The sequence below is a fragment of the Paenibacillus sp. 32352 genome (genome assembly GCF_002042965.1).
In the GTDB taxonomy this organism is placed as follows: domain Bacteria; phylum Bacillota; class Bacilli; order Paenibacillales; family NBRC-103111; genus Paenibacillus_S; species Paenibacillus_S vulneris.
This window is the reverse complement of the sequence record NZ_MZNT01000001.1, coordinates 75,739-95,026: the sequence shown is the minus strand read 5'-3', so window position 1 is coordinate 95,026 and position 19,288 is coordinate 75,739. Positions and strand designations below refer to the sequence as shown.

18 protein-coding genes are annotated in these 19,288 nt (G+C 49.4%); 8 read left to right on the top strand and 10 right to left on the bottom strand.

Annotation, left to right across the window (positions count from 1 at the left end; translation table 11 throughout):
• Positions 1 to 176 precede the first annotated feature (176 nt).
• Positions 177 to 551, top strand: coding sequence for a nuclear transport factor 2 family protein (locus tag B1728_RS00425; protein ID WP_079908206.1), 375 nt, complete (start codon positions 177 to 179; stop codon positions 549 to 551).
• Between the two features lie 90 nt (positions 552 to 641).
• Here B1728_RS00425 and B1728_RS00420 read toward each other — a convergent pair whose 3' ends face one another.
• From B1728_RS00420 to B1728_RS00410, 3 genes are all read right to left on the bottom strand, one after another.
• Positions 642 to 1,943, bottom strand: coding sequence for an ABC transporter substrate-binding protein (locus B1728_RS00420; protein ID WP_079908205.1), 1,302 nt, complete (start codon positions 1,941 to 1,943; stop codon positions 642 to 644).
• A gap of 167 nt (positions 1,944 to 2,110) precedes the next feature.
• Complete coding sequence (locus B1728_RS00415) at positions 2,111 to 2,947, bottom strand: carbohydrate ABC transporter permease (protein ID WP_079908204.1); 837 nt, start codon at positions 2,945 to 2,947, stop codon at positions 2,111 to 2,113.
• Entirely contained in the window at positions 2,947 to 3,831 is an 885-nt protein-coding gene (locus B1728_RS00410; RefSeq protein WP_079908203.1) for a carbohydrate ABC transporter permease, read from the bottom strand. Before B1728_RS00410 ends, B1728_RS00415 begins: the two co-directional genes overlap by 1 nt.
• Positions 3,832 to 3,982: 151 nt before the next feature.
• Here B1728_RS00410 and B1728_RS00405 point away from each other — a divergent pair, with 151 nt between their 5' ends.
• From B1728_RS00405 to B1728_RS00390, 4 genes are read left to right on the top strand one after another with little or no spacing between them, the layout of a single operon-like run.
• Positions 3,983 to 5,764: a cache domain-containing sensor histidine kinase gene (locus B1728_RS00405; protein ID WP_079908202.1), complete on the top strand. Its 1,782-nt coding sequence runs from the start codon at positions 3,983 to 3,985 to the stop codon at positions 5,762 to 5,764.
• A gap of 40 nt (positions 5,765 to 5,804) precedes the next feature.
• The gene (locus B1728_RS00400; protein ID WP_079908201.1) at positions 5,805 to 7,421 is read left to right on the top strand and encodes a response regulator; all 1,617 of its coding nucleotides are present in this window, start codon (positions 5,805 to 5,807) and stop codon (positions 7,419 to 7,421) included.
• The gene (locus B1728_RS00395) at positions 7,418 to 7,849 is read left to right on the top strand and encodes a hypothetical protein (protein WP_079908200.1); all 432 of its coding nucleotides are present in this window, start codon (positions 7,418 to 7,420) and stop codon (positions 7,847 to 7,849) included. Before B1728_RS00400 ends, B1728_RS00395 begins: the two co-directional genes overlap by 4 nt.
• A gap of 14 nt (positions 7,850 to 7,863) precedes the next feature.
• Positions 7,864 to 8,940 (top strand): phosphodiester glycosidase family protein, encoded by a 1,077-nt coding sequence (locus tag B1728_RS00390; protein WP_079908199.1) that lies wholly within the window; start codon positions 7,864 to 7,866, stop codon positions 8,938 to 8,940.
• Positions 8,941 to 9,241: 301 nt separating this feature from the next.
• On the opposite strand, the gene B1728_RS00385 is transcribed toward B1728_RS00390, so the two are convergent.
• Positions 9,242 to 9,487, bottom strand: coding sequence for an AbrB/MazE/SpoVT family DNA-binding domain-containing protein (locus B1728_RS00385; RefSeq protein ID WP_028551173.1), 246 nt, complete (start codon positions 9,485 to 9,487; stop codon positions 9,242 to 9,244).
• A gap of 131 nt (positions 9,488 to 9,618) precedes the next feature.
• Complete coding sequence (gene trmL, locus B1728_RS00380) at positions 9,619 to 10,083, bottom strand: tRNA (uridine(34)/cytosine(34)/5-carboxymethylaminomethyluridine(34)-2'-O)-methyltransferase TrmL (RefSeq protein ID WP_079908198.1); 465 nt, start codon at positions 10,081 to 10,083, stop codon at positions 9,619 to 9,621.
• Positions 10,084 to 10,234: 151 nt separating this feature from the next.
• Here trmL and B1728_RS00375 point away from each other — a divergent pair, with 151 nt between their 5' ends.
• Complete coding sequence (locus B1728_RS00375) at positions 10,235 to 10,948, top strand: response regulator transcription factor (protein ID WP_079908197.1); 714 nt, start codon at positions 10,235 to 10,237, stop codon at positions 10,946 to 10,948.
• A gap of 129 nt (positions 10,949 to 11,077) precedes the next feature.
• On the opposite strand, the gene serC is transcribed toward B1728_RS00375, so the two are convergent.
• Entirely contained in the window at positions 11,078 to 12,166 is a 1,089-nt protein-coding gene (serC, locus tag B1728_RS00370; RefSeq protein WP_079908196.1) for a 3-phosphoserine/phosphohydroxythreonine transaminase, read from the bottom strand.
• Between the two features lie 177 nt (positions 12,167 to 12,343).
• On the opposite strand from serC, the gene thpR reads away from it, so the two are divergent.
• Entirely contained in the window at positions 12,344 to 12,919 is a 576-nt protein-coding gene (gene thpR, locus B1728_RS00365; protein WP_079908195.1) for an RNA 2',3'-cyclic phosphodiesterase, read from the top strand.
• A 68-nt stretch (positions 12,920 to 12,987) separates the two neighbouring features.
• Here the strand turns inward: thpR and B1728_RS00360 are convergent, their stop codons facing one another.
• Positions 12,988 to 14,229, bottom strand: a complete 1,242-nt coding sequence (locus tag B1728_RS00360) for a DUF1501 domain-containing protein (RefSeq protein ID WP_079908194.1) — start codon at positions 14,227 to 14,229, stop codon at positions 12,988 to 12,990.
• 17 nt (positions 14,230 to 14,246) lie between these two features.
• Positions 14,247 to 15,563, bottom strand: a complete 1,317-nt coding sequence (locus tag B1728_RS00355; RefSeq protein ID WP_079908193.1) for a DUF1800 domain-containing protein — start codon at positions 15,561 to 15,563, stop codon at positions 14,247 to 14,249.
• A gap of 294 nt (positions 15,564 to 15,857) precedes the next feature.
• On the opposite strand from B1728_RS00355, the gene B1728_RS00350 reads away from it, so the two are divergent.
• Positions 15,858 to 16,343, top strand: coding sequence for a GNAT family N-acetyltransferase (locus tag B1728_RS00350; protein ID WP_179135818.1), 486 nt, complete (start codon positions 15,858 to 15,860; stop codon positions 16,341 to 16,343).
• Positions 16,344 to 16,429: 86 nt separating this feature from the next.
• On the opposite strand, the gene glnA is transcribed toward B1728_RS00350, so the two are convergent.
• Together glnA and aroF are read right to left on the bottom strand one after the other, a co-directional pair.
• Positions 16,430 to 17,854: a type I glutamate--ammonia ligase gene (gene glnA, locus B1728_RS00345; protein ID WP_079908191.1), complete on the bottom strand. Its 1,425-nt coding sequence runs from the start codon at positions 17,852 to 17,854 to the stop codon at positions 16,430 to 16,432.
• 252 nt (positions 17,855 to 18,106) lie between these two features.
• Positions 18,107 to 19,150, bottom strand: a complete 1,044-nt coding sequence (gene aroF / locus B1728_RS00340; protein ID WP_079908190.1) for a 3-deoxy-7-phosphoheptulonate synthase — start codon at positions 19,148 to 19,150, stop codon at positions 18,107 to 18,109.
• Between the last annotated feature and the right edge of the window lie 138 nt (positions 19,151 to 19,288).

Sequence of the window (19,288 nt, the reverse complement as noted above, 5' to 3'; positions counted from 1 at the left end):
TTCATAGAAGATGGTGTACACATGGGGGGGAGTGCTTATTGATCTCGCAGGACATGCACAGGACATGTTGAAGCAATTGCTTAGGAACAGAGGTAAAGCATAGAACGGTGGCAAAACTACTAATTGGATATAATAGGTACCAGACAGACAACCCTTAGAAGAAAGGATGATTTGTAATGAAAACTTCTCTCAAGGAAAAAGCGGTGTTGTTTTTACAATTGGTGGCGTCAGGTGAAGTGCGTGAAGCATACCAGAGGTACATTGGTCCGGGTTTCCGCCACCATAATCCTTTTTTCCGCGGAGATGCGGATTCTCTTATGCTCGCAATGGAAGAGAACGCCGCCAAGAACCCCTACAAAATCCTTGAGGTCAAGCTTGCCATCGAAGAGGACGGTATCGTTGCGGTTCACTCCCATGTAAAGCAAAAGCAAGAGGACCTTGGAGGAGCTGTGGTTCATATCTTCCGCTTCCATGACGGCCTCATCGTCGAATTTTGGGATGTGGGCCAGCCCATACCGGAGGAATCTCCCAATGAGAATGGCATGTTCTAATATTGCGGACCAGCAGCTGATCGGACTATCTTCATCGTATCTAAAATAATAAGACCCCGGCTTGCGCCGAGGTCTTTGTTGCAGCATTATTTATTTTTTCAGGCTATCCCATGTTTTTTGGAATTCGTCCAGCATTTGATCCTTCGTCTTTTGCTTCGCAACGTAGGCTTGCATGGCAGCGGCGAATTTCTGGCTGCTGGCTTCTCCGCCTGGGAACTTGAACCAGTTCCAGCTGAGCGTTTTGTTTTCTTTGCTGTATTTGATAATGTCGGCGGCCAAAGGACCCAAGATTTTCTCATCTGCCGGAATGTTCGTGAAGGCCGGGATGAACTTGAATTCTTCTGTAATATACTTTTTGCCGATATCGGAAGTAACCATCCAGTTCAGGAACTTCTTGGCTTCTTCTTTGTTAGGAGAGTTTTTGTTAATAACCCAGTTGTTAGGCACGCCGACCGGAAGCTTATCATTAGCTGCGGCATCGTCGCTGATCGGCATCGGCAGGAAGCCGACTTTAATGTTAGGGTTCGTTTGCGTAATTTGAAGCTGTGTCCAGTTGCCTTGCTGCGTCATTGCCGCTTTGCCTGTTGCAAATTCGGTAACCTGGGTCTTGTAATCGGTTTGCAGCGGGTTTTTGTTGCCGTATTTCAGCTGCAGGTCGAACAGCTTCATCCAGTTCTCGAAGCCAGCATTGCCTTGGATTTTCGCTGTCCCTTTGTTCAAGCCGTCGATAAATGCGTTAGGATCAGGCTGTTGAGCGAACGGAATATTGACAAAGTGGTTGCCTAGCACCCACCATTCTCCATAACCGTTGACGAATGGCTGAATGCCTTTGTCTTGAAGCTTCTTGGCGGCATCCTCGAGCTGGGACAGCGTCTTAGGCAGCTCGGTAATACCCGCTTGAGCGAACAAATCTTTGTTATACAAGAAGCCGTAGCCCTCCAGGTTCAGCGGCTGGCCATACAGCTTGCCGTTCTTGGTCATTGGCTCCTTGGCTACAGGAACCATATCCTTCACCCAAGGCTGATCGGACAAGTCCTCCAGATGCTCGATCCATTTGTCCAGATCGGTGAAGCCGCCATTATTGAAAATATCCGGCTTGTCACCCGAGTTGAACTTCGCCATCAGTGCCGCGCCATAGTCGGAGCCGCCGCCAACGGTATCGATTTGAATCTTTACCCCTGGGTTAGCTTTCTCGTATTCAGCAGCCAGCTTAGCCAAAGGCTCGGCAATTTCGACCTTGAATTGGAACATCTTGAGCGTAACTTTCTTGCCTCCGGCATCTCCGCCTGTAGTTCCTCCCGCTCCCGGAGCCGGGTCGCTCTTGGCACAGCCGGCCAGCAGAGAACCGAGCATTACCGTAGTTAAGCCTAATATTGCGATCTTCTTTTTCATTAGAGAAGCCTCCCCTTATGTTTGTTCATTTATAAAGCATGTGTCTCTATGAATCGGGTTTGTTTTGTTTACGCTTTTATTGTAAAAAAGATCACCTTCTGCGAACACGGACTATATTGAACGAAAAGGTGTAACGTATTGACCGGTGATGCCGGAATAGGATTAGTTTACCCTTTTACCGAACCGGCTGTAATGCCCTCGATAATATGACGCTGCATGGCCAGGAAGAAGAGTACGATTGGAATGACACCGAGCACCAGCGCCGCGAGAGCCAAATCCCACTGCTTCGTATATTGACCGAAGAAAGAATAGGTAGTCAGCGGAATCGTCCGCAGATCCGGGCTGTTCAAGATCAGCATCGGAAGCAGGAAGTCGTTCCAGATCCATAAGCTGTTCAGAAGAACGACGGTTACTGTCATCGGCTTCAGCAGCGGGAATACAATTTTCCAGAATACGCCCATTGGAGAGCAGCCATCCACCGTAGCGGATTCCTCTATCTCCAGAGGGATTGACTTCATGAAGCCATGGTACAAGAACACATTAAGCGATACGCCGAAACCGAAATAACAAATGACAAGCCCGGGAATGCTGTCCATAAGACCGACTTCGCTGGCAACGCGGACCAGAGGAATCATGATCGACTGGAACGGAATGACCATTGCCGCAACGAAGGCAAGAAACACCAGATTATTGAAGCGGGACGGCACCCGGACCAGGCGGTAGGCGGCCATCGAGCTGATGACGATCAGCCCCAGATTGCTGAATACGGTAATGAGCAGCGAATTCCAGAACGCTTTCGGGAATTTCATGATGCCCCATACTTTGACGTAATTGCTGAAGTTCAGCGATTGCGGCAGACTGGCCGAGTTGATGAGCAGCTCGCCGAAGCTTTTCATGGAGTTAACGATAACAAAATAAAACGGGACCAGAAACAGGAGTCCAAGTATAATCCCGACGATTTCCAATGCGAGCAAGCGAAGATTGTAAGTGTGTTTCGCTTCCATTACACTTCAACCTCCTTCTTCTTCGTCATCCAAACCTGAACCATTGTAATAAGGGCTACTACGATAAAGAATATAAACGCTTTGGCCGTACCAAGACCATACCGGTTATTGCGGAACGCCTCGTCGTAAATGTTCAGCGCCACGGATTGCGTCGAGTTGAACGGTCCGCCTTTGGTCAGCGATACGTTAAGATCGTACATTTTGAACGCCCAAGAGATGGTCAGGAACAAGCAGACCGTCACGGCAGGCATAATCAGCGGAATCGTAATTTGCCGAAGCGTTTGCCAGCGGCTTGCCCCATCAATATATGCCGCTTCCACGATATCTTTGGGCACATTCGCCAGCGCGGCGATATAGATGACCATCAAATATCCTGCGGTTTGCCATACGCTTACAATTACGAGACCCCAAAAGGCGGTCGGTGCATCTCCGAGCCAGGGCAGCTGGAAGAAGCCGATGTTCGTTGCTTCCCCGATCGTGGTAAACCCTTTGACGAAGATGAACTGCCAGATAAAGCCGAGCAGCAGGCCGCCGATGACGTTAGGCATGAAAAACACCGTACGCAAAATATTACGGGTTTTCAAAGCCTGTGTCAGCAGTAGCGCCAGGATAAAGCCGACACCATTGGCAAGCAGTACATTCGTGATGGTGAATTTGGCTGTAAACCAGAAGGACGAGTGAAAATCTTTATCGTCTACGATAATTTTTTTGAAGTTATCGAGTCCTATCCATTTGATCGTCGAGGTGACTCCGTTCCATTCGGTAAAAGAATAGTAAATGCTCATCAGAAACGGAACGATCACGATAATGGAGAAAAAGACGAGCGCCGGACCGACGAAAACTGTCTGAAGCATCCAATCCGACAAGCGATGCTTAGCTTTCATAGCATCTTTCCCCCTTTTGATAAGTATAACCCTAGTATAAAAACGGAAGCGGTTGAAAAACACCGAATATGGTGACCCATCAGGTGGAATTTATTGATGTCGCTTGTTACAATAAACTTGCATTTGGAAAAGATCATGAAGGGGGACGTCTATGATTCGTAACAGCATTCGCAACAGGCTGATTATTTTTTTGCTCGCCGCTACGATCATCCCGATCTCCACTTCGATGGTCATTACGTATTTTTTCACGAAGCAGACGATTTCAGCCGAGGCCATTGCCAGCAGCTCGAACCTCATCTACCAAGGGAAAACGAATATCATGAATTACCTCAAGGTATTAGAGCAGAATTCCTTATCCGTGTACAACGATACGACGCTGTACAAAATTATCGAGAACGGGGACTCGGATTACTTGAGCATCAGCGAAATATCCAGGGGGCTGCAAACTCTGTATAATTCCGTCAAGGAGATTCGGCAGACGTATTTATATATAGCCAAGAGCGACCGTTCGTTCTCGATTCTGCTCGGGAATCCGCTGCGCAACGAAGGCCAGGTAGCCAAATATCTTCCTGACATGAAGGGCGTCGATTTGCGGCTGGAGCCGACCCATCTCATCCATGACTACAAGATGGGAAGCATCTTCTATGTCCCTCCGTCATCGGTTATTACACTCCACCGGTCGATCCGAAACGCGCTGACCCAGCAGGAGCTGGGAATCTTGTCAATCGATTTCAGCCTGGATGTGATAAGAACCATCAGCGAGCAGCTGACGACACCGGGACAGGATGAGCTCTACATACTGGATCAAGACGGCACGGTTATCTATGGGACCGATCCCGCTGCGGTGGGCCATGTGCTGCATGAGGATTGGGCGGAGCATCTGCTGGCCATGCCCGATAGCAAAGGAAGCTTCGAATGGAAGAGCAAGTCGTTCTCCGGCATCCATATTTACGAGCGAATGTCGACTCCCTATATGAACTGGACGCTGGTGAAGCGGATTCCATACGAGAGCTTGTACAAAAATGCGCGCGAGCTGACCAAAATCAATACGCTGATTTTCAGCCTGTTTCTGATCGTCGTCATTTCGGCAACCCTGTATATTTCGTTCCGGTTCACGGCGCCGATCAAAAATTTGATCGGATATATCAACAAAATCCAGACCGGGAATATGCAGGTCGATATTCAGGTCAACAGCAACGACGAGATCGGGATTCTTGCCCGGCGGTTCCGTCTCATGATGCAAACGATCAACAATCTGATCTTAAGTGAATATAAGCTCGATCTGGCGAATAAAACAAACCAGCTGAAGGCGCTGCAGGCGCAAATCAACCCGCATTTCTTATATAACAGCCTGCAGTCCATCGGGACGCTGGCACTGCAGCATCAGGCGCCGAAGATCTACTCCCTGCTGTCGTCCCTGGCCAAAATGATGCGCTACAGCATGAATACGGATGAAACGATCGTTCCGCTCAAGCAAGAGCTGGACCATGTCAAATCGTATTTGCAGCTGCAAATGCAGCGATTTGAAAATGATCTGTCCGTTTCCTTCGAGATAGAAGACGATACGCTGGGCATTGAGGTGCCCAAAATGATCCTTCAGCCGCTGGTCGAAAACTATTTCAAGCATGGCTTCGACCCTCGCGAGAAGTCGAACAGCCTGCGAATAGCAGGAAAGCTTCTGGAGAAGGAGCAGCTTCAGCTTATTGTGGAGGATAACGGAAGTGGGATGGAGGCAGAGAAGCTAGCCAAGCTGCAAAAGCAGTTAAGCAAGCATTTGAAGGCGTCAGCCGAGCCGTCGGAAAGCATCGGACTCCTCAATGTGAGCTCGCGGCTGCAGCTGTATTTCCCCGGAGCTGCCATGAATATCGAGGCTTGCGACCCTTCCGGGGTAAAGGTCACCATTACGATTCCGCTTGCTGCCGTAACACGATAGTCAGTTTAATGTGCCTTGGCACTTTTAGGAGGACCACATCATGAAAGCCATCATAGTAGACGATGAAAAGCATGTCCGCGAGGCCGTCAAGCTGCTCGTCGACTGGAAGCATTTCGGCATCGACGAGATCTTCGAGGCCCAGGACGGCGGAGAAGCGATTAAGCTGATTCAGGAGCATCAGCCGCAGCTTATTTTTACGGACATGATGATGCCGGTCAAGAGCGGTCTGGAGCTGCTGGAATGGCTCGCTGCTCATTATGCCTCCGGCAAAACGATCGTCATCAGCGGTCACGATGATTTTCAGTTGGTGCGTCATACCGTCAAGCATGGCGGGGTTGATTACATATTGAAGCCGATTGACGCGGAGCAGCTTCATGCCGCCGTCAGCAAAGCATTAGAATGCTGGGTCCGCGAGGAAGAGGAGCGTCACCGGCAGAGGTTAAGCAACATCGAAATGAACCAAATCCGTCCTGTCTATTGGGAGAAGCTGCTCTCCAACCTGATAGCGGAGCCCTCTACGCATGAAGCCTATGCCTCGGCTTTAGACCGGGAATTCGGCTTGAGCCGCAGCGTGAAGGAATGCCGGTTAGCGATCATGACGCTGGATACGATGAACGCGGTGTTGAAAAAGAAGTTCGACGCCAATTCGGACCTATTATTCTTCTCCATTACGAATATAGGTAATGAGATCCTTCGTGAGGGCCGCCGCGGCGTCGCCTATCGCTACTGGAACAGTGAAGGTGAAATCATCATTCTCCTGTTCGGCCCGGATGATTCCTGGAATGACCTTCTCACCGCCATTCAACGGGGGATGACGGCAGCGCTGCGAAGCAGCCTCGATATCGGCGTAAGCCGTGTTCATCCGTTCCCGGCAGGCCTGCCTGCCGCCTATAAGGATGCGAGAACCGCATTGCGCCGACGCAATCTGCTTACCAAGGACAAACGGGTCTATCTGCTGCCGGACCCGCTCCCTGCCTTGCAGCCTATGCTTTCCTTCAGCGACTTTGCCGAGCAGCTTCGTCTGGCCGTCCAAAGCGGCAGCGCCGAACAAATCGGCAAGGCGGTCGATGATTGGATAGCCGCCGTAAACAAGCTCGAAGTCATCACCTTGGAGCAGCTGGAGCTGTGGTGGAACGAATACAATGTCATGCGCAGCCGGTGGCTTGCCGAATGGTTCGGAGAGAAGCCGCCCGAGCTGCAAACCTGGCTGAACTCCGCTCCGTTTACGATTCCTTCGGACGAAGCGGGCTCCCTGTCCATCCCGGTGTGGAGGAAGCATCTGACTGAAAGCTTGACCGAGCTGTCCAAGCATTTGCTCGATCATCAGCACCGGGATCAGAACGTCATTTACGAGATTGCAAAGTATATTCAAAACCATTATCATCAGGATATTACGCTACAAGAGATTGCCAATCATTTCTATTTAAGCCGTGAATATATTTCCCGTAAATTCAAACAAGAGTTTAAAGTCAATTTATCCGATTATCTTAGTGACATTCGTGTTGAGAAGGCGAAGCTTCTCCTGTTAAATCCCCATTTACGGATTGCCCAGGTCGCCGAGATGGTAGGCTACGACGATGAGAAATATTTCAGCAAGGTGTTTAAAAAGACGGTTGGCCTCTCACCGAACGAGTACAGGAAGGTGAATCAACCATGAATATGCCCCTGGAACCTGCTTCCGAGCAGCTGGTGGTGCGAAAAAGCAAGCCGGCTAAAGGCAGGAAGAAAACCTATGTTTTTTTATTTATGGGATGGACGCTATTGATTGCGTTAGGAGCGCTCGGCGCCAAGCTGTATACCGATCATTTGCGGCAGCAGATCGCCGCGGAGATTGCGGTACAGACCGAGGCGCAGCTGAAGGCGGTTCAGGAAGACTACCAGAAGCAGATTGCGGAGCTGAAGGAAAGCGTCAGCGGCGACCTTACGAAGATGCAGGGAAAGATCGATTCCTTGAACGAGCTGCTCGCCTTCACCAAGGATAGCGCCAATAACAAGACCGATAACAGCAACCAGCTGTATACGCAGCTTAATGAAGTGAAGAAAAAGCTGGATGAGTTGAAGAAAAACCTGGATGTACTGCAATAAGGAGACTTCATGAAATGCATAATCCCATTCAACTTATAAATCGAACCCTCCTGCTGGCACTGGCGCCTTTTCTCGGTATGATGATTTTTTTACTTTGTTCCCAGGTTTCCGTCCAGCTTCCCGAATTCCAGAGGTTTGCCAAGACCGATTTTTCGATACAATCCCAATTGGAAGCATCGGGCAAGCAGCTGGACAAGGCCAAGGAGGATGCAACCCAGACCAAATCGACCATCGAGCGCTTCTTTCAGCTCTATGACAAGAGCGCTTCGGAAGTGACCGCTATGGTAGCGACGGCCGAGGCCGCATCCGCCAAGCCGAATGCTATTTTCGACTCCCGGGTGGCCGCCAAGCTTGGAGGCCAGGTCGCGAGACAAACCAGTAGCACCAATATTGATTTGAAGCTTTATAATTTCAGCGACAAGAACTATAAGGGCTATGCTTTGAAGGTAAATATGAAATCCGACAAAGCGATGAAGATGGTGCTCGGCAAGGATGCCGTGGGCGGAAGCGAAACGACCCTGGACGCCGCCCGCCGCTATGGTGCTGTCGCCGGTATCAATGCAGGCGGATTTGCCGATGACAATAAATCGGGGAAACGATATCCTCTCAGCACGACCGTCTATAACAGCAAATATGTGTATGGGTTTGAGCCGACGTTTGAGGATCTTGCGTTTATCGGGCTCAGTACGGACCGCAAGCTGATCGGCGGCAAATTCTCGCGCCAGGAGGATTTGGACAAGCTGAAGCCGGCTTTTGGCGCCACCTTCGTTCCTGTGCTGCTGCAAAACGGCAAGAAGCAAACGATTCCGCCGCAATGGCAAACCTCGCCTGCGCGGGCCCCGAGAACCGTGGTCGGCAACTTCAAGAATGACCAGCTGCTGTTTTTGGTCACGGACGGGTACGACGAGCGGGGCAATTCGGGAGCTACGCTTGCAGAGCTGCAGGACAAGCTGCTCCAGCTAGGCGTGAAGGATGCCTATAATCTGGATGGCGGCGGCTCCTCAAGCCTTATTTATGAGGGGCAGATCATCAACCGTCCTTCTGATGGAAAACTTCGTCCGTTACCGACGCATTTCTTGTTTTTTAAATAAATGTTCACATTTTGGTAATATTTTTTTAGGCAGTGATTGGTTATAATAAGGGGCAGGGGGTGCAGACTGATGTCAGCAACATTTTGGATTGTCAACTTAGTCTTCTTGATGTTTCTCGTAGCTATGTGCACTGCAGCTTATAATGACGACAAGACGAAAGGTCTTTAATCCTAAAGGCCTTTCTTGAGATCATGATGAGATAACCTACCGTTTCGAACTATCGATAACGAATGAAAAAAAGCATCACGCTCCTGAAATTCAAGGAATGTGATGCTTTCTGCTTTTTATCTCCTGCAGCCCTCTATTTCAGAACGCTCATTTCGCCTAAACATTCGGCGCAAATGTGACGCTCCTTAAACTCGCTGACCTGCTCCATCGAGCTGCAGAACACACAGCGCGGACGATATCTCTCCAAAATAATGTGATCTCCGCTAACTAATATTTCAACAGGGTCGCCTTCATTCATCTGATAGCGTTTACGCAGCGACTTCGGAAGTACGATACGGCCCAACTGATCTACTTTTCTAACTACACCTGCCGGTTTCATCACTAATTCACCTCACTTTCCACAACAAAAAGAACCTTATAACCAAGCCCGGATACGTACAAAAGCTTGTCTTTATACTATTCGTGGCTTGTGTCAAAATTCCTGCCATATCCCCCTTAATTGTTTGTAATTTAAGTAAGGCCTGGGAACCCGTTTTGACGTAAAGCTTCATATAAAATGATAGCCGCTGAATTGGATAAATTCAGAGAACGGACCGCATCCGACATCGGCATGCGCATCAGCTGCTCCGGGTGCTCCGCCAAAATCTCGGGCGCCAGCCCCTTCGTTTCCTTACCGAAGACAAGGAAATCTCCGTCCTGGAATGTAAAATCGGTGTAAACGCGGCTGGCCTTGGTCGTGGCAAAGAAGAAGCGCCCGTCCTTATATTTATCCTTCACTTCCTGAAAGGAATCATGATATTCGAGCTTTACGGAATGCCAGTAATCCAGCCCCGCACGCTTTAGAGTCCTATCATCCGTGTTGAAGCCAAGCGGTCTTACCAGATGCAGCCACGTTCCTGTCGCTGCGCATGTTCTTGAAATGTTGCCCGTATTGGCCGGAATTTCCGGTTCCACTAGTACAATATGAAATGCCATAGCTCAATCGTCACCTCGTTTGTTCTACCTTACTATTTTATACATAAGCCGTGAGATTTAACATTCACTTTACCTATCCTTAATATGCGGTTGATAGAAGCCTGCCATAATAGAACTATCAAGCGCTAACCTACAAAAGGAGATTCGAAGGATGAAGAAGAAAATTCTTGTTGTTGACGACGAACCTTCCATTTCGATGCTTATAGAATTTAACCTGAAGCTGGTAGGCTTCGAGGTACACTGCGTATATGACGGCGAAGCTGTATTCCAAGCCATTCAACATTTTCGGCCCGATGTGATCGTACTGGACCTGATGCTGCCCAAAATGGATGGTATTCAAGTTTGCCGCAAGCTGCGTGAACAAAACAACCTGGTTCCCATTATTATGCTGACCGCGATGCAGGACTTATCGGATAAAATTGCCGGTCTTGATAACGGCGCCGACGATTATATGACCAAGCCGTTCAGTCCCCAGGAATTGATTTCCCGTATTCAGGCAATTTTGCGCCGTCTGCAGACCCTTCCGTCCACTGTAGAGAATGCACCCCTTACGGTCGGGCAAATCGAGATTCAAGCCGACCAGCGGGAGGTTACCTTACGCGGCCAAACGATAGAGCTTACGCCTAAGGAATTCGACCTGCTTCTGTTCTTATGCAAGCACCGCGGCAAAGTACTGAGCCGCCAGCAACTGCTTCACGGCGTATGGGATTATCACTTTCTCGGCGATACGCGGATTGTGGACGTCCATATTAGCCATCTACGGGATAAAATTGAGCACAACGCGCGAAATCCTGAATACATTGTCACTATTCGGAATGTCGGCTACAAGCTGACCGAACCAGCCATGAAGGAGTCTCTCGCCTAATCCGATTTTATTCGATAAAAATGAGTGCCGCCTTACATGATGTAGCGGTGCTCATTTTTTCTATGCCCATACCCCATTGCAAAAAGAAAGACAGTCCCCCTTGTGCAGTAAGGACTGCCGCTTCCTCTTTTATCCGTTGCGTTTTTGGAAATCGATCATATACTCAGCCAATGCTTTGCAAGCCTCGTAAGGAACTGCGTTATAAGCCGAAGCACGAATGCCGCCTACGCTGCGGTGTCCGGCCAAGCCAACGAAGTTATGCTGCTCGGATTCCTTCACGAATTTCTTCTCCAGCTCTTCGCTTGGGAGGCGGAAGGTGATGTTCATGATCGAACGGCTGTCCGGATCAATGTTGCCGCTGTAGAAGCCGCCGCTGGCGTCAATAACATCGTACACAAGCTTGCTTTTCTCGATGTTGTTCTTCTCCATCGCAGCAACGCCGCCGTTGTTCTTAACCCATTTCAATACCAGGTTCACCATGTAGATGGAATGAACCGGAGGCGTATTGTACAGGGAGCTGTTCTTGGCATGCGTCGTATAACGAAGCATGAAAGGAATGTGCTTCGGCTCCTCAGCCAGCAGGTCGTCGCGGATTACCGCTACGGTTACGCCGGATGGGCCGAGGTTTTTTTGTGCGCCCGCATAGATCATCGCAAATTTGCTTGCATCGATCGGACGGCTCAAAATTCCGCTCGTCATATCGCCGATCAAAGGAATGTCTCCCGTTTCCGGAATGTAGGAGAACTGCGAGCCTTCGATCGTGTTGTTCGTCGTCATGTGGACATAGGCCGAATTAGGATCAATATGGATATCCTCCTGCTTAGGCAGGCTTCTCCATTTGCCTTCCTTGTTGGATGCCGCAATTACGGCTTCTCCTACCACTTTGCCTTCTTCATAAGCTTTCTCGGAGAAGCTGCCGGTGATGATGTAGCTGCCCACTTTACCTGGCTTCAGGAAGTTCATTGGAATAGTGGCGAATTGGGTGCTTGCGCCGCCGCCCATGAACAATGCTTTATATCCGGATTCAATTCCCAGAAGCTCCAGCAATAAAGCTTGCGTTTCCGCATTGATAGCTTCATACTCTTTGCTGCGATGGGAAATTTCCATCAAGGACATGCCAATTCCGTTATAATCTACAAATTCCTGTTGAGCTTGCTGTAATACTTCCAACGGAAGAGCCGCAGGACCCGGGTTAAAATTATACGCTCGTTTCGTCATGGTTTCACACCTTCACCTTGTTATTAGCATCAGCATCTTTTGATTTGATATAGGTATGATAGCAAAGTTTGTCCTAATCCATCAAGTAGTTATGCTCATTCTTCACATCATTGATACATATTTCACAAAGAGCCGGATATCTTAATTTCAAAGAACAAGAAATAAAGGGGGATTGGCATGAGCACAGACAGATTGTTTATAGCTATACCGTTCAATACCGCTGAACGTTCCTTCCTGCAAAGAGAGATGGACGAGCTTCGGGCGAGCCGTTCATTTAGAAAATGGGTTCATCCCGAAGACCTGCATATTACGCTGTGCTTCCTGGGAGATACCGACCCGCAGACGGCCGAACAAGTGAAGAGCTCCCTCACCTCTCTAACTAAGCCGATACGTCCGTTCCGCTTGCAATTTGGGGGGCTGGGTACGTTCGGCAAGCCGGATGCCCCTTCTATACTGTGGAAGGGACTGAGCGGCCAAATGGAGCCGTTACGGCAGCTTCAAGCCCGCATCGTGCAGGCCATGGAGCCTCTAGGCTTTCAGCCTGAAAACCGTCCTTATAGACCGCATATTACCCTTGCCAAAAAATATACGGGTGAAGCCCCCTATACAGAAGTCCCTCTCCCGGATATTGAAGGGTCTAATGGGGAATCCGCATCGTGGACCGTCGATCGTATTGTTTTGTTCCGCACCCATATGTACCGGCAGCCTATGTACGAAACCATCGGTATCTATCCGCTGGAAGGCTCTTTGTAACCCGACCTTCATGCAAAAACCGATCAAGCCCCAAAGGACAGGATCGGTTTTATCCTTTTAATATAAAATCAAATAAAGGCCAAATTTTCGAAGGAGCCCTTCACGACGCTCCCGGCATCACCCTTGAGCCAGTTATTTACCAATGTATAATAAACAGAGCGGAAATCGACCTCGTACTTCAAGTCTCCGTTATCCAGATTAGTGAGGCTTGGCATGACTCCGTACATACCGCCCTTCACCTTGCCGCCCAGAACAAATACCGGGGCCGCGGTTCCATGATCCGTTCCTCCATTGCCGTTCTCCTTCACTCTTCGGCCGAATTCGGAGAAGGCCATCGTGACGACACGATCCTGCAGCCCTTGCGCCTCCAGATCCTTATAGAACGTACCAATCGCTTCATCCAGCTGCTTCAGCAGCTTCGCATGCTGCTCCTTCTCCTGGGCATGATCGTCGAATCCGCCCAATTCTACATAAAACACCCGGGTTCCCGATTGACCCGACAGCAGCTTGGAAACGAGCTGAAGATCGCGCGCAATGCCCGATTTGGGATACTCCACCTTGTTCTGGTACCCGCTCGTCAAGCTGTGAATAGCTTCCACGCTCTGATAGGCATCAGCGCCCCGTTGGCAGGTCACCTTGATTTGCGTTCCTTGGCGATTCGGATCGTACATATCAATAAAGGCTTTGGCTAACCGGTTTTGCTCAGCCTTCGGCGTTTTGGGATCAAACATCGTATAGGTTTCTACCGATTGAATGACAGGAACGTTAATCGTATCGGAATGAAACGCCTTGTTCGCGTTATTCCCGATCTGGAGCGCCTTAAGCGGGTTTCTCGATTGGGCCAGTGAAGACTCCACATACCGTGCCAGCCATCCCGACCGTATGTATTTCTCCGGCTCCGCCGTTTGCCATATTTCCATGGAACGAAAATGCGAGTGATCCGGCTTGGGGTATCCCACGCCTTGAATAATCGCCAGCTTGCCGTTCTTATACAGCTCGTTCAACCGGGTCAGGCTCGGATGAAGGCCTACCTCATTATTAATGGCGAGCACTTCATTCTCCATAATGTTGAGCGTCGGGCGAGCGTCAAAATACCCCCCCATGCCATAAGGAATGAGTGTATTAATCCCGTCATTGCCCCCGGACAGCTGAATGACGACGAGGACCGGCGCATCGATATTTTGCTGCTGATCCTCTGAAGCACTGCTCAGCGGAGAGCCGTCCTGTGCGAAAATCATCGGTCCTCCCAGCCCGAGCGTGGCCAGCAAAGCCGTTCCTTTTAACAAAAAATCCCTTCTTGTCAGCTTCATTCCGCCCTCACTCCCCCTTATTTCATCTGTGCTTCCGGACTGATCATTATGAGCTGAAGCAGCCCTTTCATCCCTGCGGCTTTTTGTGCCGAATGTACGAAGGTATCCTCCGCGTATTTCGTAAGTACTTTTGTGGTTTGTTCGCCGAGATACCATACACCCGCATTTTGCGCAAATTGATGAACCCAATCCTCGGCTGTTGCTTCCGCATCCAGCTTATAGTCGTTCCCGCCAAGCAGCGCATTGTTAATGCGTTTGGCTACCGATTCGGCGAACAGGTAACGCGCCAGCAAGCTGGTTGTCATTAGCCAGGTAGCTCCCCCTCTCCAGCCGGCCACATCGGGCGGCAGGTACAGCTCCTGCCCCATCTTCCTGGAAGCCTGGGCGAAGCCTTTGGACATGGGAATGCGGAACGCTCGAAGAATCCCCACGACGTATTCAACAGGCGTCTTGACCAAGCTCCCCTGATACTTGGGATCGTAGAACGTGTCGGACAAGAACAGCTTCGACAGCACCTCGCCCACGTTGTTCGATTCGGCGAAATCGGCGGCCACCTGTTGGACCCATTCCTCCGGCGGATCATCCACAGCAAAAAACTTCAGCAGCTTGGTCGCCATAAAGTGATAGAGCGCCTCTTGCTTAAACAGCACGTCAATGGTGCTGCTCTCATCGAAATTCCCTTTCTCACCGAGAATGGTCTTGGTGCCGCCGTCGTGCTGGCCTTTGTTGAATTTCAGCTCATCCTTCTGCTTGCTGTAGGACCAACCGGTAAAAGCACGTGCCGCTTCCCTGATGTCCTGCTCCGTATAATTGCCGATCCCCAGGGTGAACAGTTCCATTACCTCGCGGGCATAATTTTCGTTGGGCTTCCCCTTCTTGTTATTGTTGGAATCCAGATACAGCATCATTGCCGGATCCTTGCCGATCTCCAGCACCAAATCATGAAAGCTGCCCAGAGCATATTTCCGGAAAAGCTCGTTCTGCCTGACCATCAGAGAAACCTCCTTAACCTTCTGGTAGGAGGTGGCGAAATGACCATGCCAAAACAAGGTCATCTTCTCTATTAACGGCGCTTCGGATGTGACCATACGGTACAGCCAATACGTTTGCTGGTCCCCAATAGAATCCGCCTTCAGCTCCTTGCCGTCGGCCTTGACCTGAGCAAGCGGCAGCAGCTCGCTCCCGCCCCCGGCTAACGCTTCTCCGGCGATGATCCGCCGGACCGTTTCTTCCTTTCCCAATTCAATGCAAACGCTAACATCTCGTTTATCCACATAGAAGCCTGTACGGCTTAGCAGGTGCACAGCTTCCTTCTCCGTCCATGCTGCCCCCATCTTCGCATCACCCGTTTCACTAGGTTTTATGCTTCTATTATAAGGAAGATTTATTACAAATCAGTGACGCGGCGTAAAAAAGAAAAAGACCGCTTCATGAGCGGTCACAGGTTGTTGTAAAACCATATGTAGCTTGTACTATTGCCAATATACTCCGGTAGGGGTCCTAAGGGAGTCCGAATTTTTAAACGTACCTAATTCAACATCATAACTATCCGTTAAGGATAAGTCTATTCTTTTTTTCCAATTCATGTAACAATTTCAATGTATCGCATAAAAGGGAGGTTGTTTGTAATGGATCATGGTAACGTACAGGTTGTTGAGTTAAGTGAAGATATCATTCCGGAAGCAAGCCGGCTGATAGCTCAGTTCAAGAATCTGGATGTCTCTAACGAGCAACGGCTCTCAGAATGCCAAGAGACGCTGCTGCGGCTTCTCCGCTATCCGCACGCCTTCTGCTTATTGGCCCGCATCGAAGATCAGTACGCCGGATTTTTAACCTATAATTGGGGCCTCTCCACGTCAAGGGGACTGCCTATTCTACGAATTCAAGACGTGTATACCGCCCCACCTTACCGGCGGAAGGGAGCAGCCAGACAGCTGCTTCTCCATGCCCGTACAATAGCTGAGAAGGCTGGCGCCAATCGGATGCAGCTGGAAACCGATCTTACTAACAAAGCAGCACGACCTTTATATGAGGAGCTTGGCTTTCTATGGATGGAACAAAAGATAGTGTACATGTATCCTATGAATGGCTGGCGACGACCGGACGAAGCATGATGGGGAACTAAGCCTGCAGCGGGAAGAAGAAACAGCCCCCCAAAAAGTCCGGGAGGCTGTTCTCTATATGAAGAATCAATAAGTTCTTACAGGTCGAAGTACAAGGAGTATTCATGCGGATGAATACGGATGGATACGGCTTTAGCTTCGCTGCGTTTCAAGCCGATGTAGTTATCGATGAAGTCTTTCGAGAATACGCCGCCTTCAGTCAAGAACTCATAGTCAGCTTCCAAAGCGTTAAGAGCTTCATCCAAAGTACCAGGTACGCTGCGGATTTCGCCTTTTTCTGCATCGGACAGGTCGTAGATGTTCTTGTCCAATGGGCCATAGCCAAGGGCGCGAGGATCGATTTTCTTCTTGATGCCGTCCAAGCCAGCCATCAGCATAGCTGCGAATGCCAAGTAAGGGTTCGCTGTGGAGTCCGGAGTACGGAACTCGATACGACAGCCTTTTGGAGTTACAGCTGCAACCGGGATACGAACTGCCGCGGAACGGTTACCTTTGGAGAATACCAGGTTAACTGGCGCTTCATAACCAGGAACCAGACGCTTGAAGGAGTTCGTGGACGGGTTCGTCAAAGCGATCAAAGCCGGTGCATGGTACAGGATACCGCCAATGTAGTTCAAAGCCATTTCACTCAGGTTAGCGTAGCCGCCTTTTTCATAGAAAAGAGGAGTGTCGCCGTCGAAGATGGACATGTGAACGTGCATTCCGCTACCGTTGTCGCCAAACAATGGTTTAGGCATGAAGGTTGCTACTTTGCCGTATTGTCTAGCTGTGTTTTGTACGATATATTTGTATTTCATCAGGTTGTCCGCTGTTGTTGTCAATGTGTCAAAACGGAAGTTGATTTCACCTTGACCCGCCGTTGCCACTTCGTGGTGATGGCGCTCGATGCGAAGACCGGATTCCATCAACAGACGGCACATTTCGCTGCGGATGTCTTGTTGTGTGTCGGTAGGACCTACTGGCACGTATCCGCCCTTGTGGCCTACTTTAAAACCAAGGTTTCCGCCTTCTTCTTTACGGTTGGAGTTCCAGTGAGCTTCTTCAGAATCAACGAAATAAGAAGCTTTGTTCTGGCCGCTCTCGAAACGGACTTCGTCAAAGATGAAGAATTCGGATTCCGGAGCAAAGTTTGCTGTTGTACCTACTCCAGCTTTTTGCAAGTACTCTTCCGCTTTTTGAGCGATGCTGCGCGGGTCACGATCATAGCGCTCGCCATCTGGAGTGTGGATGTTACACATAACGATCAATGTAGGATGTGCTGTGAAAGGATCAACATATACTGTCTCGGTATCAGGAAGCATAACCATGTCAGATTCTTCAATACCTTTAAAGCCTGGGATGGAAGATCCGTCGAATGCTACCCCGTTCACAAATGTAGCTTCGTCAACTTCATTAGCCGGCAAGGAGATATGATGAGCTCTACCGTTAAGATCTACAAAACGAAAATCGACCCACTCAATGCCTTTTTCTTTAAGGATGTTTAATACGTTTTGAACTGACATGAATCGCCAACCTCCTAATTTCCGAACATTCTTCTTGGTTTGTTCGTACATTGTTCAAGTTTTTTATTTATCATGGTGTTATTATATAGCTTTTCATGAATGATCGTCAATACTTATGTGAGGTATTTTTTACGATTATGTGAGGTATCCTTACACATGCATAGGTTTTCGTTCATAATTTCGACAAAAATAGACTTGATCCCCCTAGAAGCAAGGAATCAAGCCTTCTGATTTGTTAACATTCCTATTTAATTACACGTTAATTGCTTCTTTTTTTGTATCAAACCGTTTGCCGCACAATGGAGCAAGCTTCTCCAAATCCAGCATCAGCTTCGCAAATTGATCCGGGAATAACGATTGTACGCCGTCCCCTGTCATCGAATTGTCCGGATCCGTGTGCATTTCCACAATCAAGCCGTTCGCGCCTGCGGCCACGGAAGCTTTACTCATCGGCTCTACGAGCTCTCTGCGCCCTGTACCATGGCTCGGGTCTGAGATGACCGGCAAATGGCTTAAAGTTTGAAGCGCCGGGATGGCTGCCAGATCCAGCGTATTTCTCGTGTAAGGTTCGAATGTTCGGATTCCGCGCTCACAGAGCATCACATTTGGATTGCCTCCCGCCAATATGTACTCCGCCGCATTCAAAAATTCATCGTACGTGGAGCTGAATCCTCTCTTGAGCAGCACCGGCGTTTTAATAGTTCCCAGCTTGCGGAGCAGATCGAAGTTTTGCATATTCCGCGTGCCAACCTGCAGGATATCCGCATACTCGGCGCACACATCTACATACTCCGGCGTCATAACCTCCGTAATAGTCAGCAGCCCGTGCTTCTTGCCGGCTTCCGCCATCATCACGAGGCCCTCTACGCCGACACCTTGGAAGCTGTAGGGTCCGGTTCTCGGTTTGAAGGCCCCGCCGCGCAGCACTTGAGCGCCCGCCGCTTTAACCAATCGCGCAATCTCATCGATTTGCTCCGGGGATTCTACGGCACACGGACCGCCCATAATGACGAGCTGATCTCCGCCGATCTCTACATCCTTGATTTTAATTACGGTATTCTCAGGGTGAAAATCACGGCTCGCCAGCTTGTAGGATTTCGAAATTTTGACGACCTGCTCTACGCCGGACAGCTGGCGCAGCTGCTCGGCAAGCATCGGATCGGCTTTCCCGATGATTCCGATGACCGTACGGTCCACTCCTTTGGACACATGGGCTTGAACGTCGTGCTTTTCAATGTGCTGAACAATCTCCTGGATACGTTCTTCAGATACTTTATTAGAAATAATAACGATCATAATAGCAACACTCCCGTAAATAGAATATAAGTTAACCTTCACGATCCAAATTCACTGATACACTTCAACGCTTATACGCTTTTAAGCTTTTAATCACTAAAGTAACTATACAACGAGAATAAGCTCCTCGTCAAGTGC